Genomic DNA, 16305 nt, shown 5'->3' on the forward strand with positions numbered 1-16305 from the left:
GGGACCCATAAACATCATACCAAGGAGTCTTTTTATTCCCAAACCTCGTATTTCTTCATAATAGGAATGCTGCCCGTTAGCTTAGCACTGTTACATTTGGATTGCCATCAATCGGTTTCCATCAGGATCTTCAAAAATTACGATGTTGTTTTCTAACACCTCGTTATGTATGACAATCCCGGATTCCTTCAGAAACTGGAGCGTTTGCCGAATATCGTTTGTTTTGAAAAACATCGTAGGTTGGGGTCCCTAGTTCTAACATATTTCATTCCAACTCTAAAACTGATTCGCCACTAATTATCGTACCGTTATTCTTACCTTCACAAATTTCTTTCATCGAGCCTGGTTTATCGAAGTTAAACACATGCATTGGCAGATTGTAGTCTCTTGCTAAAATGAAAGCTGATTGGTCCATTACTTTTAAGTTGTGTTTTAAAACGTCGTTGTAATGAAGCGAACGAAATTTCCTTGCATCTTTATCAAATTTAGGGTCTGCATTAAGAACACCATCAACACCTTGCTTTGCAACTAATAAAGCGTCACAATTAACCTCGATGGATCTTTGTACTGAAGGATAGTCTGTTGTAACGTAAGGTTGACCGTTCCCCCCTGCAAAAATTACAATATAGCCTTTTTCTAGATGGTGGATTGCTCTTAGACGGATGTATGGTTCTGCAACTGAAGTAATAGGTATTGCCGTCATTACTCGTACTTCCTTTTTGGTCTTGGCTTTAAGAACTCCACGAAGCATTAAACTATTTACTACAGTCGCAAGCGTTCCAATGTTATCAGCTTCTGCCCTTTCTATCCCCCAGCTTTCCGCCATATTACCTCTGAAAATGTTACCCCCACCTATAACTAACGATACTTCAACGCCTAAGTTTACTACTGACATAATTTCATCCGCAATATGGTCTAACCTTTCTGGCTCAAAACCAAATTCAGAGTTTCCTGCTACTGCTCCACCACTTAGCTTAACGAGAACCCTTTTGTACCTTGACAATTATTACACCTCCATAAAATAAAAACACTAAAGCAATAAATGCTTTAGTGTCCTAATGGAATGGAAATATGAAATTACGCAAGTCGACTGAATGTAAGTCTTCCGTTTCCACCTCATACTCCCACTCCTACATGTTTTTTCCATCAAGTAATTTTACATTACGTGAAGGTAAATTGCAATTATTGTAACCTACATATTTTACTTGTTATCGTATCGCTTTAAATTATATTCAAAGTCGGTCGATGGATGTGCTAACGCCATTTCTGAAAGTGCCAAGTACAAAATTGATGTAAACTCCCCCACCCTTCGACACCTCGCTAGACCGCTCCAAAGCCATTCTGATGTGTTCTACACCTTACTTCCATAACTGTAACGGACTATCATTGGAAGCCAATACCTTCCCGCTTCCGCCTTTATTAAGCATGTCAAAAAGTATACTCTTCGAAAAAGAGAAAATTACAAGTTTATATTTGGTCATAATTTTACGCTTCTAGTTCTGAAATATTTCAAAATTTAATTAACCATAATTTGCAAAGTGAAATCTGCTAGCAAATTCGATAAGTTATAGAATACATTGCGGTGATCCGTATCATAAATACAATGCATTGTTACACTATCCTGCCCGTTAGCTTAATGAACTAGAGCAGTGAACTGTAGTTAAATGCTTATCTAATCGGTAATCGGACTAGGTTCTTGTCCTTTACGGCAATCGGTACAAGTTCTTGTCCCCCGACAATGTCGGATTGTGGTGTCGGATGACAAGAACATATATCATTCCCCTACGTTGCATCCTACATTGCTGTGGCGGTATGAAAAAAATAAAAAAACCACCTTTAGTTTTGGTGGCTCGAAATTAAAACCTCAGTTTTGATACATATTGATCTATATACTGCATCAGAATAGTTCATTTTTTTAATAATTTTAGCAATACTGATCAGTAAGGGTCTTTGTATCGTTTATCAATGACTGAAGGTGATTTAGATAAAGTGCCTACCTTCTCACGGTAAGCTGCTGGTTCTAGCCAGCAGCTTTGTTATTTACGTCGCCATCACTGGCCGTATCGGCATGATACATGCCTCACAATTTAAGATGTATTTTTTGGGGAATAAAAAATAAAAAATAAGTTTCAATCCCCTAGAGAAAGTCGACCATTCTGGCCGACTTTTTCTAGGGGATATATACACTCATACTCACTAGCTGGGAGCTTTGCTTTGTTCCAGGAACTGAAATTTCGTATCATTTACGACAATAGGATTTGCCCTAACCATATGAACATTGCCCGCCTTGTCCATGGCCGTCACAACCAACTCATGCTTATCAGGTTTCCCTGCCAAATCTAGGGAACTGCCCTTTTTGTACTCTTTGCAGTCGAATGTTGCGGACACTTTGGTTATTTCGATTTCTTTTCTTTCACAAGCCACGTGAACTCAACGATTTGAATCAGGTATAGTCACTTCAGTTTGAAGATCATTATCGTTCATCTTTGTATGGATTTCGGGAGCCGTGTTGTCAGCAATAAATTGGGCGTCCGCCCAATCGCCGTGATCGTTGCCAATTCCATCGCCGGCATCGGTAACGATTAACTTTAATTGTTTTCTGCCACTAACATCAACATCAACAAACTTGGCCAGAGTGTCTCTTTTCATCGTCCCGCTGTCAAATAATAATTCACCATCGGCCCATACTTGAAAAACTATGGATCCGCTATCGTTATTGTGTGATTCGTGATCAAGGCCTACGTAGCTTTGAAAGCGACCATACCCTCTCCCGGCAATGTCGTAAATGATTTCTGAAATAGCATGCGTTCCAATTCCTTTATCATAGGTAACAATGCCCGAATCAGTTAACAATTTTATCGGGTTCTCTCCGACACTAGCATCTCGATGAATCGTTCCCCAGCCAGTCGTCGCATAAATCCACGGAAGGTCGCTTACATACAATTGTGGAGTGACGTTAAAATGAATCTTATACGTTTTCGTCACTGATCCATCTGCCGAGGTGGCGGTAATCACGGTAGTACCCGGAAGTTGTTCAGCCGGTGAAATATCTACCTTAACATCATTATTGGCCGGAATGACTTCCACCGTAGGTACATCCGATATCGTACCTTCCAAATATGTCATGTAGTAATCTTTGGTTACTTGATCAAAACCTGATAAGGATTCCCCGTTGATCTTGATGTCATCTACTAACACCTCTTTCAACAGCTTCGCTCCAGCCCAATCAGCATGATCCGCACCATTGCCGACGCCACCGTCCATTACTTCCAACATAAGAACATCGACATCGGAAACATCTACATTGACATGCTGTACATCCGCGTTATCTTTCATTACACCGCTATCATAGAGCTTATTCCCGTCTCCCCACACCTGAAAGATGACAGAGCCCCCTTGAGTTTCACCGTCTAGTCCAATATCAGAAATAAACCTTGAAAAGTTTTTACCAATATAAAATGAAGCTTTAGAGTATGCATGGACACCCAATCCTTTTTCATACCCTTTACCGTTCAGAGTGATCATTTTGCCATCTCCTTGATAGTTCCCACCGACACTTGTATCCCTTTCAATCGGACCCCAGCCGTTTGAAACGTTGCCAAAAAATTGCATGTCGCTGAGAAATGCATTTTCTGTCGGAGGGGCGGACGGGATCTGTACGGAAAATCCTGAGCGTACATGCCCCTGATTTCCCCCACCAGAATCGAACATGACATCCGCTGTAAGATGACTCCAGCCAGCCTCAGCGTCTTGAGGCGCCGTCACCTTCCAACTCACCTTAACGGAATTGTTTTTGCCTTCCGGTGGCATGGTTTTAAATGTGGTGTCCGAACCGGAGATAACTTTCCATCCTTCCGGTACATTTAGTTTGAGATTCAGGTTATGAACAGCGTTTCTACCATAATTGGTCATCGTTGTTATGATCGTTTTGGTTTCACCTGGGGCTATTAAAGAAGGACCATCAAACGATATACTAACAGCGGCAGGCACCTCGTTCGGTGTCCCCGGTGTAACACGGTAGGTGACCGCTGAAAATGGTTCAACATCGGAGACGATTTTGCTGGCATAACTCAATTTTTGGCCAGTCCAATAGTCTTCAGCCAAATAAACCGAGGCATGTTTGAAACCTAATTTTTCCGGCTCAGCACTGATTGTTGTCGCGGCAGTAGTCCGGTTGACCAAAGTAATCATTTTGCTTCCGTCAGATAACGATTTCACCCAAATTTCTTTGCCGTCATTATTGATAACACGCTTAAATCCGTCAGTTGAAACCTCATTTTTCGTTCCCGGACTGATGCGATACATCATAATTCCGTGAGGCGGAACAGAAGCACTGATTTTGTCTGTGGTCGATACCGTTTCATGTGCCCAGAGATTCCGAACCGTATAAGTTTTCTTGTCGACAGAGAATGGTATGCCCAATTGACTAAGACTTATCTCCACATTTAACGCAGCATTGCTTGAGTTGAAGAACACCACGGCTTTGTCCCCATTGGCCATCGGTTTCAACAATACCATACTACCGTCGTTTTGCTGCTTGATGGGACGTCCCTGTAGTCCGATTGGATCCTGATTCACCGCAATCACTTCACGATTGGTGTAAATATCCATAATTTCTTTGGAGGCATTCAGTAAATCGGTACCCGCGAGCAATGGCGAAGCCATTATGGACCAAAGACTAAATTCGGTACGATATTCTTCTAGACTCATGCCCCCGTTACCGATTTCCAACATATCAGCATCATTCCAATAGCCCGGACCGGCATACGGATACAGTTCAACATTCTTAAGGAAAACGACTAACATTCTTACATACGAATCACTAATATCACCGATTGTCCGCCACAGATTGCCCACCTGCTTGCCCCATAACCACGGATCATCGCCTCCTCCAACGCTCATACTGAAAACAATGTCCCGTCCTGTAGCCGCAAGCGCATCACGCATCTTCTCGTAGCGTTCCTGTATCGGTCGACCCTGAGGGTCGCCACAATTATCATACTTTAAATAGTCGATTCCCCACTCGGCAAAACTTTGGGCATCTTCCTTTTCATGATTGAGACTCCCCGGGTACCACGCACAAGTCGTGGTACCTGCGCTTGCGTAGATACCCATTTTCAGACCGAGAGAGTGAACATAATCGGCGACTTCCTTAATCCCGTCTGGAAACTTTGCCGGATCGGGAACCAAATTGCCGTTTTCATCGCGCTGACTAAGCATCCAACAATCATCGAGGTTAACGTATTGATAGCCCGCTTCTTTCATCCCGGATTCAACCATCTTTTTAGCTGTTTCCTTCACGAGAACGGCATTCACGTCACAATGAAAGGCATTCCAACCATTCCAGCCCATTGGAGGCGTTTCCGCAAGCCCATTGTCAAGCGCATAGGCTTGCGAATGATTGAACCCTAGCAAACCAATGACGAGCGTAAACAAAAACAAAAGCTTTACCAACGACTTTTGAAACCAAGAGATGTTCATTGAACATATCATCCTTTCTTTTATTTTATTCTCGTCCGGATTGCCCAATGCAACAGTCGGTATAAGAACAGACCAAGCCTCGGGTGCCTTGCTTCCTTATATCCCCGTCTACTTCACAATCAACTTCGCAATAGCTGCCAAGTCCATGATATCAATCTTGCCATCGTTGTTGATATCGCATGCTTTAATCGCCGCCCAGTTCGGATCTTGGCTAGTTCGGCCATAATTTGCCGCCGCGATGGCCAAATCCCCGATGCTGACCTTGCTGTCACCGTTCACATCACCAGGAATGCCCGGCGTAACGACAGTCACTTGAACCGTCAGCGATGCGGCCCTAATGCTTGCTTCCGTCCCTTTCTCGTCTGCGACAAGCGCATTCGATACTGCAATTGTCCCCGTTATCGGCACCGTCACATTCTTGGCCCGGAATGTCAGCTTCATTACGTTCGCTTTATCGCGAATGCCATGTGCTGCCCCTTCACTCGCGACGATGAACCGGAGCTTGCCCTCTGACGTTGTTATTTTATCCACGATGCTCACGCCTGGCAAGATGGATTCTGCACCGACATACGTCATCGCAGCCGCATCGTACTGCAAGGATAGATCTTGTGCGTATACGGAACCGCTCACTCTATCGAGTCCGAGCGTAACCGTAAACTCTTCTCCTGCCGCAACTGAGCTATTACCGGTTAGCGTCGTCGCAGGTGTATCCGGCTTCGGCGGAACGATCGCACTTCTAAATTCCTTCACTGCGTCGCTGAGTGCGTTCACTGCTGCATCGACTTCGACTTGCTTCGCCGCGCTGTTATCGTTCACCGCCTGCGCAGCAGCGATCGCAGTAACCAGCTTCGCTTGAGCTGCTTCGGATACTTGCCCCGGTGCTGTACCTACGCTCGTATCGTCATACAGCTTCTTCGCTTGATCGATATCCGCTTTTAGCTTGCTCTTATCAACGTCAATGCCGAGAACTTCGATTTCATCAAGGAAGACCCAGACATTGACCGGGAATTCAACTTTGACGTAGCGGGCGTACACTTTATCGGCTCCCGCTTCCCCCGGCACGCCGTCAATTATTCCGCTCCAGCTTACGAACTCGGCCGCGGCTGCATCTTGTGCTGGTGGCGGAGTAACGGTTGCAAGCCGGCTCCAGGAATGGCCGTCAGATGAAACAGAAAAAGTGACGTTCTGAGGGAAATAGATGCCGGGTCCTCTATCCTGAAGAAAATGGGCTCTAATTTGCCCGATCGATTTGCTGCTGCCCAAATCAAATGTGATTGTGCGGCTTCGTTCGTCAGGGTAGTCGCTCCCTGCATAGCCCTGCCACTGCTTGTTGCCGTAATCCGTCCCGCCGAATTGTCCGTTCGTAAGTTCGTTCCCGGAATCGGAATAGTAGCTGTTAGGCGGCTTCGAAACCGTGTAATTTTTGCCAAGAACCAGATTGCTTAGCCCCGAGCCGTCAGACCAGGTATGAATGAGAACTTGAGCGTAGGTACCAAGTATGGTTGCTGCCGGAGCGGAGATCAGCCCTTGCGCTTGCACGGCTGGGTCGTGGATGTGCGCGAGAAAATCCTGCATATGCGTTACGGCATCCTTCGGCTTGTTTTGTTCCAGAAGAAGCTTGATGGACTGCAAACGATTCGACAAGTCACTGCCAAAAACCGAATCGATTTCGTTCGACGCGACATAACCCCGTACAAGCTCAGCCATCATCTCTGGCGCCGGGCTGCTGTCCATGGCGTACGTTCCGTTCAAATATTGGTACAGCCAGTCATACATTAAACGCAAATCCGGATCCTTACTTACCCCTAAGTTGTATACTGCATTATTGCCTTGATAGTAAGCTCTGAAGCCATTTTGCATCAGGCCAGACCTGACGCCGCTGTCCAAGTATTCGATATAACGCTTGCGGAGTTCGAGATCAGTCAGCATCCCGTCATCAAATTCAATTTCGTTCCCCATCCCGTAACGCTTTGCATTATTCGCAGCATCTTCCAAACGGTCGGAATCCATTCCGCCAAAGAAGTAATTCGGCTGGTAAGCCGCGGCGTCCATCCCGACGTCTTTCCACATAAACATTTTATAAGCTAAAGAGTGAGGAATCCAGAAAGCCTTCATGTTCATGGCGTGCACTTTTTCCGTCATCGCGCGAGCCATATCCGGTCCCGATTCGGATATATCGATTTGTTCCGGCATCCAGTACATGCCGACAAAGTCAAGATTAGAGTAGTTGGCAGCATGCCATCTTTGTTGGGCTTGATCCAGCCACCACTGCACCGCTTTTTTCCTGTTTTCAAACGCTTTTTCTTTGCCTACGACGGAAGCGTTAAAGTTTAAGGAACCGCTGCCGTCAATATCACCAAAATCGGTTAAGGTTTCCCCGGGATCCGGAATCATTAACACAACCTTGACTCGATGATTTGGCTGTTTCAGCTTAGCCCCAACTTCCTTGGCTGCTTCGTTCAACTGCTGCATATCGCCAGAGGCTGCAAATGTTTTATCCAAATACCATTTCCAATCTTCCAGGTTCGTTTGTCCGAGACCGAAATCGCGGCCGGCAGGCGAAGCAATCCCTAGATATAGAACGCCGTCAAAAAGCCAATCGACCGGCTCGCCATCTTTATTTACATAACTGATGTTCGGGATAATTCGTTTCTTGTTCCAATTGCCCAAACCATTCGCGTATTGTCCGTTATAGAGCAGATTTAGATTCCGGATACCCGCCGTTGTTTCCCCCGGCTTCAAAAATTGAGGCTGCTCGGCAGGAACCTTTACCGCCCCCTCAACCTTGCCGTCTTTACCCATAATTTCGACTTCGTCAATAAATTCCCTTAACGAAGGATGCATTGAAAAAGCTACCTTCACATACCGGGCAAAAGCCAGTTTGCCCTCCTTATTCCCGCCTTTGATTCCATCCCGGTTGCCATCCCATTCAAAAGTCTCCTGTCTGGGCGGTCCTCCTCCCCAAAGCAGTTGCGTCGCGTTATGGGAAAGCAGCCCCCAATTTTGTTTGTCGTCGGAGACATACATCGATACCGACAGCGGCACGAGGATCGAGTTAGTAGGATAATCTTGAAAGAAATTAGCCGTGATCTTTCCAATTGACTTTTCCGCACCGAGATCAAACACGACTTCGCGCGTTTGTCCGCGCAAATGTCCTACCCATGCCGGATCGTTCAAATCCAATGCGCCGTATTTTCCGTCCGTAAGCTTGTATCCGTTATCGGGATGCGAAGCTTCCGGACCTTGAGACCATTCATACGGGAGACCTGCCGCAAGATTTCGGAATTGCGTCTCCTGCACTGCTGAATTACCTGTATCATTTCCTGCTTCCATCTGGTCTGCTCCTGCCTCCTCCAGTACAGTCACATCCGGTACAGGTGATTTCGCCTGCACCGCAGTGACTGGAGCCATTAGTAATACGGCCGCCATTAATCCGGATACCCATTTTTTATACAAATTCAACAAGGCCAGCTCCTTTACTTAATTCTCAAGTACAGAAATTTCAAAAAACTGTAAACCCTTATTTCTGCTCCAGGTGAACGCTAAATTTTGATCCCCCCTTTCGCGAAATCTGGTATAAGCCATCTTGAAAAAATATTCAGAAGCAGGGTGTATAAGATCGGCTCCCTCCGGAGAGGAAGCCATCAAGGCCGCGTCCGTTGCCGCCAGTGGCGCTGAGTTTGCATTGGGCAACAGCAGTAGTACAGCCCAACCAATCACTTCGCACATATTCGAACGGAGCCATCGTAGCATTCACGCAACAGATCTGCCTAGTTCTCATTGGCGGGATTCGGTTCTCGCTTGGCCGATTCGCGAGCATTCGGCCGATTGTTATTGGCCCGGCAAGTTCTCAATCGTCCGCTGCGCCTGCTAATTCGCAGAGTTCACGGCCACCGACCGCGTCCGCTCCATCTACTCGCCCGCCTTGCCAACAACCCATTAGATTAGAAAAGGCAGATGATCGTAATGACCAACTGCCTTCGTGCTTCGATTGAACTATTGAATTAAAGCTTCATTTTTAAACCCTCACGAGTAGCTTTTAATCCTAAACGTTCATAAAAAAGCAACGCATCTACTCGCTTTTTTATCAGTCGTTAGCTGAATAATATGACAGCCTCGTTCTTTTACACGCTCAATTGCCCATAGAATTAACTTGCTCCCAATGCCTTTTCCCCTTTCTGAAGATACCGTCCGAACCCCTTTAAAGATACAAGTCTGCCCCGTGCGCAAAGTACAGGTTGCCTTGCTGATCACGAGTGAACAGCTTCGCATCATCCTCCAGTACTTCGAAGCACTCACCGCTGTAGTCATACTTAAACAAACGGCCGCGGAAATTGCCGTACAAGAATCCAGCCGCATCGAATTGAATAAACTCGCTTCAAGCACACTTCAACGGATACCCCGTACTTCAACTTACCGCCAGAAAAACTCCTACATACTCGCTTACGACTTACCTGTCGACGTCGAGCGATGAGGATCTGACTTCCTCGTTCTCAATGATTACTGCCGCTACTTGGATCAATGTTCATTCACCCCAAAATACTTCTTGGAACTTTTTAGCAACAACCTGCGTCAATCTAGTATATATCTACTCATACTAATCTTACGAAAGGGATGAATAATCCATGAGATCGCCTAATTCTATCTATAAGACTCAGTCTTCACCTATCTGGCATTCCGCAGCAAGAATTGCCATTAAGCCGCTGATCATCGCCATGATCATTATGCTTGTCGGGACAGCGATTCCTGTATCCGCTTCTGCTTCGGAGAAAGGAATCCATGATGCCTTGCAATTCACGCAAGTTGAATCAGGTAATTATTACTCGATCGCTCTTCGCAAGGACGGCTCGGTATGGACATGGGGACGCAATCTATTGGGCGAAATAGGGATACAAGAAACCGTTACCGTATCGCAAACAGACGGGCCTGTTCGTCTGAGCTTGTTGTCGGATATTAAGCATATTGCTACTAGCGGAGACGGACACAATCTCGCTGTTAAGGCGGATGGAACGGTATGGACATGGGGAACAGCACCGCGTTCAGATGACTATACGATTCATTCTGTACTGCCTCAGCAGGTGGCAGGAATTGCAAATGCAGTCACTGTTGCATCAGGCTCGGACTTCGGTGTAGCGCTTCGTCAAGACGGGAGCGTATGGTCGTGGCAGCGTGAGTTGAACAAGAATGATACAAACAGCGTTCGGAAACCTGCTGCTGTGAGCGGCATTGCGAATGTGGTGCAGATACATGTATCCAACCACCAAATCTATGCCGTGAAACGTGATGGCACCGTATGGAGTTGGAATGAACCATCACTCATGTTCAATTCCAATATCAAGACTCCTACTAAGCCTGTACGGATGAAAGGATTATCCAATATTCGTTCCGTCACTTCCAATGAGCAAGCCTCATATGCACTAGACAAGAAAGGCAAGGTCTGGACTTTGGACGCCAAGGGTAAGCCAACTGCCGTTCAACCTAAATTGACTATTAAAGAAGTACGAGCAGCTAGCTTTTACACGCTGTTCCTAACGACAGCAGGCGATGTATATAGCTATGGAAGAACGGTTATAGGCAAGCAAGGCAAGGTTAACGGCTTACCTAAGATCAAATCGATCAGCGCTGGAACCTACCACAATCAGGCGATCTCGGAACGCGGCGAAGTATGGGGTTGGGGCGGTAACCATTTTAATTCAGTTGGAGCAACGGCAGCTTCACCCGATGGCATGATCTATCTCCCGATTAAGACCAATATTGCAGTAGACATCATGATTGATGGACAAGTGATCAACTCGATATTTGCTCCGCGAGTGAGTACAAATACAGTTCATATTCCGATAACTACGATTACCCGAGCACTTGGAGCACAGTTTGCGACCAATCAAGATCCATCGGGCACACTTTCCTATACGATTGAATATGAAGGCCGATCCTTCACGTTTCGCGGCGGGGAAAGTATTATTCTAGTGGATGACCAAGCTATCGAGCTCCCTGAATCTGTATCTTCTTTAACAGGTGCTGTCGCTGCTCCTTATCAACTCTTCGAGAAGGGACTCGGCCTTTCGATCACATGGGATTCACAGCTGCAGCAGTTACGGATGAATACACAGGTGCAAGTACATTAAGCAGAACAGCGGATGGCCTCTGGCCACCCGCTGTTTTATATCCCTCACCAGCTATCCATTCATTCCTCGATTATACATAAATCCGCATGGCCACCTCACTTTTGTAAGATTACCATGCGGATTTATTCATAAAGGACTTCTTCTATTGCCTTGCCCTTTGCTGCGCTCTTGATTTTGATCCATACTTTGAGATTGACTTGTCGAATGAAATCCTCAGCAGAAAACGCTTCGGGTTCTACCTCTATCTCTTCCTCCTCTTAATCCCGATTCATGACGCTCTTGAACAATGCTTCGTTCCGAGTTGCAAGACAAATCAATTAGGATTCCTGTAGATGGATTAATTTCGTCTTTGCAAAAGGGAATGGGACAATATTTCTGACTTCTGAGACCACTTCAAAGTACTCCTATTTATTACCGAAGAAGATTGGTTTTCGCCAGTTCGATGATTTCGTTCCCTTGCCCGTTCAAAACGGCTTTCAGCATCCACATCGTAAATCCGCGTGCCTGCTCGAAGTTGATCTTCGGCGGCATAGCCAGCTCCTGACGGTTGACGACGACGTCCAACACTACCGGACCGCTGTGTTCGAGCGCTCGGCGAACGGCGCTTTCCAAGTCATTCGGATTCTCGACCCGGATTCCTTCGATTCCCATGGCTTGAGCCAGTACCGCAAAGTTTGGATTGTCGAGTTCCGTTCCGAATTCTAAAAAGCCGGCTGCTTTCATTTCCAATTCCACGAATCCAAGCGCACCATTATTAAAGACAACGATCTTGATCGGGAGCTTATGCTGACGAAGGGTCAATAGATCTCCGAGCAGCATGGTGAGTCCCCCGTCCCCCGACAGCGATACGACCTGGCGTCGCGGCTGTGCAACCTGCGCCCCAATCGCCTGAGGCATGGCGTTCGCCATTGTCCCGTGGTTAAACGAGCCAATAAGCCTTCTTTTTCCATTCATTTTCAAGTATCGGGCAGCCCACACAGTCGGCGTCCCAACATCGCAAGTCACAACGGCATCCTCATCTGCGAGATCGCTGATTACCTTCATGAGGTATTGCGGATGAATAGGCGCTCGGCCGGGATCTGCAAGATTGTCCAGTTCCTCGCGGACTTTGGCATAATGTGCGGCAAAGTGCTGCAGATGATCAGGGGAGTGCGGTTCCTTTAACAGGGGTAACAGCATTTCGACCGTCGTCTTCACGTCTCCGCACACCCCGTATGCGAGCGTCGTTCGCCGGCCTAGTCGGGAGGAATCCAAATCTACCTGAAGGATGGTCGTTTCTTGCGGATAAAATTGCCGGTATGGAAAATCAGTACCCAGCATGAGTAAGACATCGCATTCCATCATGGCGTGGTATCCGGAAGAATATCCAATGAGTCCGGTTAATCCGACGGAATATGGATTGTCGTATTCCAGATATTCTTTTCCTCGCAGCGCTATGACCATCGGGGATTGCAGCTTCTCGCACAGCTTCATGAGCGAAGCATGAGCTCCCGCGCAGCCGGCACCGCACAGCAAGGTGATCCTCTTGCCTTTGTTTAGGTAGTCGGCAAGCGTCTTCAATTCATCTGTAGAAGGGCAGACTATCGGCCGGGTGGAATGGATGACGCGTTCCGGAACGGGGCTTTCGTCGTATTCGAAAGCGGCTACATCACCCGGAAGAACTAAGACAGACACTCCTGACCTTGCCGTCGCGGTTTGCATCGCCATCGTAACCGCTCGTGGCATTTGCTTCGGTCCGGTTACGACTTCACAAAAGAAGCTGCATTCCTGAAATAACATGTCCGGACGGGTCTCTTGAAAAAAGCCACTGCCGATTTCACTGCTCGGAATATGAGCGGCAATCGCAAGTACTGGCACCCGGTTTCGATGGCAATCGTACAATCCGTTAATGAGATGCAAATTACCTGGTCCGCTGCTACCCGCACATACGGCGATTCCTCCGCTGAGGGTGGCATCCGCGCCCGCCGCGAACGCTGCAACCTCTTCGTGGCGGACATGGATCCATTCTATTTTTCCGGAACGACGGATCGCATCGATTAAGGCATTGAGCGAATCGCCGATAATGCCGTAAATTCGCTTCACGCCGGAGTTCAGAAGGGATTCCACAATGGAATCCGCAATCGTTCTTTTCAAGGGAATCTCTCCTTTTTGTTTTTATTATATTGCCATAATACGAGCAGCCTATTCTTTTCACAACGATTTAAGCCTGAAACAAGAAGAAAGCCCGGCAATCCACATCTCGGGATTGTTGGGCTCAATCTTAGATTAAGTAGTCAAATTTCGGTCATTTCATTCCTTATTACAAGTCTCAAAATCGTCATGATAGGGTCTATTTCTCCTTTTTCTGACGGGTCATTCACCGGTTCATGAGCCTAATGGACATATCGACGAGTTTAATGTACTTTATTTTTCGTTTCGTGCTGCGGTGACTCTAAAAGTAAGAATTACTTAAGATTGAAGTAATAAAAAAGACAGGGGCTTTTGTTAAAGTTGAAACAGGTTGACAAGAGCAGGAAACATGTATATGACCTATATTCTTCGTACACATCAGTTAACAAAAACCTATCATGTAAATGAAGTCGTATCGAGTGTCAGCATGAACATCCGGAAGGGTGAAGAATAAGTTTTTGATTTCATAAAGAAAGGATTGTCATTAAATGAAAAGAAGAGTATTGCAATTGATACTTGTATCTATTACAGCATTTCAATTTCTACTTTCAGGCTGCCAAACCATAGGAAGGACTGTAGAAGCTGCAGAAGTACCAACAAGACCTTTATCTACTAAAGAGGTTAGTAAATTTGTAGAACAATTTTTACAGCAGGATAAAATCAAGAAGATGAATGTACCCGGGGGGGCTGTAGTTGTAGTCAAAGGGGATAAAATCTTATATGAAAAAGGATTTGGTTATGCAAATCTAGATAAAAAAATAGCCGTTAACCCAGAAAAAACGGTGTTCCTAATGGCCTCTACTACAAAGTCGTTTACTGCCACCGCGATCATGCAGTTAGTTGAACAAGGAAAGATTGACCTAAACACAAATATCCAAACCTATTTAAAGGATGTCAAAATTGACAATCCATATAAAGAACCAATTAATGTGAAACATTTACTAGATCATACAGCAGGTTTTGCTTCAAATGAAACTCAAAAGGTTGATTTTGAAGAAGATTTATCAAAAATCCATCCAATGAAACCTTTTTTGCAATCAAATATGCCTCCAGTTGTGCGAAAGCCCGGGGAAGTGTACGTTTATAATAATTTTAATTATACTCTGTTGGGTTACATGGTCGAAAAAGTATCAGGTATGCCATTTGAACAATATATGAAAAAACATGTATTTCAACCCTTGGAGATGAAAAATAGCAGTCTCTATTTATCTCCTGAAATTCAGAAAAAACGCTCCCTCGAATATGACCCAAACGGCCATGTAATCCCTCCCTATACTTGGACACCTACGATTGATGGAGCGGCAGCGCTCAATGCAACACCTGATGATATTGCCCATTTTATGATTGCCCAACTGAATAGTGGCTTTTTCAAAAATAAACATATTCTTCAACCAAAAACTGTTCATGCGATGCAAGAATATCAATCCAAAATTCATCCAGAATATCCAGATACAACACTAGGGTTTGAAAATTCGATACTCACGCAAGACCACCATAATCAGCTCGTCATTTCTAAAGGAGGCGATGGGGAAGGTTTCAGCAACTTACTAACACTGCTACCTGAACAAAAAGTGGGCTTCTTCATTGTAGGAAACAAGCCTTCTGACATACGCCAAGAGTTTTATAAACAGTTCATGGATCATTTTTATCCTACCAAGAAACAGCCAACGTATTTGAAAACCCCTCAGGAAGAATTGCAGCGTTTTGCAGGAACTTTTATAGATTTGCGCAAGGACTTTTTAATCACTCATATTACGCCACATGGTGATGGGGAGTTAGTACTTGAAAATAATATCTCTTTCATTAACGGCAATAATATTTATAGGCAGATTGATCCATTACTATTTATCAACGATGAAGGGCAGATGCTAGCTTTTAAAGAAAATCCAGATGGTTCGATTGCCTATATGAAAAATCTTTTGTCTTATGCTCAAAAAAGTAAACTTCCATATTTCTCTGATGTCCAAAAGGATGATGCCTACGCACAACAAATCCGTAATGTGCAAGTGTCAAAACTGTTGCCTTCAACTTGGAAAGATCGGTTTGAACCGAATAAACCTATAACGTGGGGAGAATTTATAACCATGACGATGCTAGTACTAGAAGTCTCCCCTACGATTGAACCAGAACAAAGAAAGAATGGATCCATCGCAGAAGAGGTACAAAAAGCAAAGGACAACGGGATTATAAACGCCCCTGTCAAAATAGATGCGCCTATCCAAAGACAAGAAGCTGCAACTTTTTTTATGAAAGCAGCCAAAAAACTTAGAATGCCAGAGATAGATACGTTAAATGCACAGATAACAGGAGAAGTAAACGACTCATCGAAACAGGGAGTTAAGGCAATGGTAGCACTAGAATTATTTGGGCCTGAAGTTACTACAACCAAAACAGGCGTCGATTACCATGCCAAACAAAATATGCTTAGAAAAGAAGCCGCTGCATTAATTTCTGAAGCTATTTATAAGTTAGCACCCTGATCACAAAGATCGATCTTCAGAGCTAAATCAAAGGGGATACTAGAAAAAGT

Annotated in this window: 9 protein-coding genes and 1 pseudogene; 4 read left to right on the plus strand and 6 right to left on the minus strand. The window is 45.3% G+C overall.

The genetic code is table 11. The annotated features are described in order from the left end of the window. Positions 1-90 precede the first annotated feature (90 nt). The 4 genes from ACFQZR_RS13920 to ACFQZR_RS13935 all read right to left on the minus strand — a co-directional run bounded on the left by ACFQZR_RS13920 (position 91) and on the right by ACFQZR_RS13935 (position 8943). Positions 91-234 (minus strand): VOC family protein, encoded by a 144-nt coding sequence (locus tag ACFQZR_RS13920; RefSeq protein WP_379346765.1) that lies wholly within the window; start codon positions 232-234, stop codon positions 91-93. Between the two features lie 31 nt (positions 235-265). Further along, positions 266-1003 (minus strand): UMP kinase, encoded by a 738-nt coding sequence (gene pyrH, locus ACFQZR_RS13925; protein ID WP_379346767.1) that lies wholly within the window; start codon positions 1001-1003, stop codon positions 266-268. 1427 nt (positions 1004-2430) lie between these two features. Beyond that, positions 2431-5481 carry an NPCBM/NEW2 domain-containing protein gene (locus ACFQZR_RS13930; protein WP_379346769.1) on the minus strand — a complete coding sequence of 1017 codons (3051 nt, stop codon included), beginning with the start codon at positions 5479-5481 and terminating at the stop codon, positions 2431-2433. Between the two features lie 108 nt (positions 5482-5589). Further along, positions 5590-8943 (minus strand): DUF4855 domain-containing protein, encoded by a 3354-nt coding sequence (locus tag ACFQZR_RS13935; protein WP_379346771.1) that lies wholly within the window; start codon positions 8941-8943, stop codon positions 5590-5592. A gap of 206 nt (positions 8944-9149) precedes the next feature. Here ACFQZR_RS13935 and ACFQZR_RS13940 point away from each other — a divergent pair, with 206 nt between their 5' ends. Then, on the plus strand, positions 9150-9476 hold the full coding sequence (locus tag ACFQZR_RS13940) for a hypothetical protein (protein WP_379346773.1): 327 nt from the start codon (positions 9150-9152) through the stop codon (positions 9474-9476). 58 nt (positions 9477-9534) lie between these two features. Here the strand turns inward: ACFQZR_RS13940 and ACFQZR_RS13945 are convergent, their stop codons facing one another. Further along, complete coding sequence (locus ACFQZR_RS13945; protein WP_379346775.1) at positions 9535-9735, minus strand: GNAT family N-acetyltransferase; 201 nt, start codon at positions 9733-9735, stop codon at positions 9535-9537. Positions 9736-10106: 371 nt separating this feature from the next. Here ACFQZR_RS13945 and ACFQZR_RS13950 point away from each other — a divergent pair, with 371 nt between their 5' ends. Next, positions 10107-11606, plus strand: a complete 1500-nt coding sequence (locus ACFQZR_RS13950; protein WP_379346777.1) for a stalk domain-containing protein — start codon at positions 10107-10109, stop codon at positions 11604-11606. A gap of 411 nt (positions 11607-12017) precedes the next feature. Here the strand turns inward: ACFQZR_RS13950 and poxB are convergent, their stop codons facing one another. Next, on the minus strand, positions 12018-13739 hold the full coding sequence (gene poxB, locus ACFQZR_RS13955; protein ID WP_379346779.1) for a ubiquinone-dependent pyruvate dehydrogenase: 1722 nt from the start codon (positions 13737-13739) through the stop codon (positions 12018-12020). A gap of 391 nt (positions 13740-14130) precedes the next feature. On the opposite strand from poxB, the pseudogene ACFQZR_RS13960 reads away from it, so the two are divergent. Together ACFQZR_RS13960 and ACFQZR_RS13965 are read left to right on the plus strand one after the other, a co-directional pair. Beyond that, positions 14131-14223: pseudogene (locus tag ACFQZR_RS13960) on the plus strand (ABC transporter ATP-binding protein); the annotation flags it as partial. Positions 14224-14263: 40 nt separating this feature from the next. Then, positions 14264-16255 (plus strand): serine hydrolase domain-containing protein, encoded by a 1992-nt coding sequence (locus ACFQZR_RS13965; protein ID WP_379346781.1) that lies wholly within the window; start codon positions 14264-14266, stop codon positions 16253-16255. Positions 16256-16305 lie beyond the last annotated feature (50 nt).

The sequence above is a fragment of the Paenibacillus sp. GCM10027629 genome (assembly GCF_042676425.1).
Lineage (GTDB): Bacteria > Bacillota > Bacilli > Paenibacillales > Paenibacillaceae > Paenibacillus_K > Paenibacillus_K terrigena.

Excerpts from the sequence above, each read along its gene's own strand:
- ACFQZR_RS13950 (WP_379346777.1), top strand. The coding sequence starts at position 10,107 with ATGAGATCGCCTAATTCTATCTATAAGACTCAGTCTTCACCTATCTGG.
- ACFQZR_RS13930 (WP_379346769.1), bottom strand. The coding sequence starts at position 5,481 with ATGAACATCTCTTGGTTTCAAAAGTCGTTGGTAAAGCTTTTGTTTTTG.
- ACFQZR_RS13920 (WP_379346765.1), bottom strand. The coding sequence starts at position 234 with ATGTTTTTCAAAACAAACGATATTCGGCAAACGCTCCAGTTTCTGAAG.
- ACFQZR_RS13965 (WP_379346781.1), top strand. The coding sequence starts at position 14,264 with ATGAAAAGAAGAGTATTGCAATTGATACTTGTATCTATTACAGCATTT.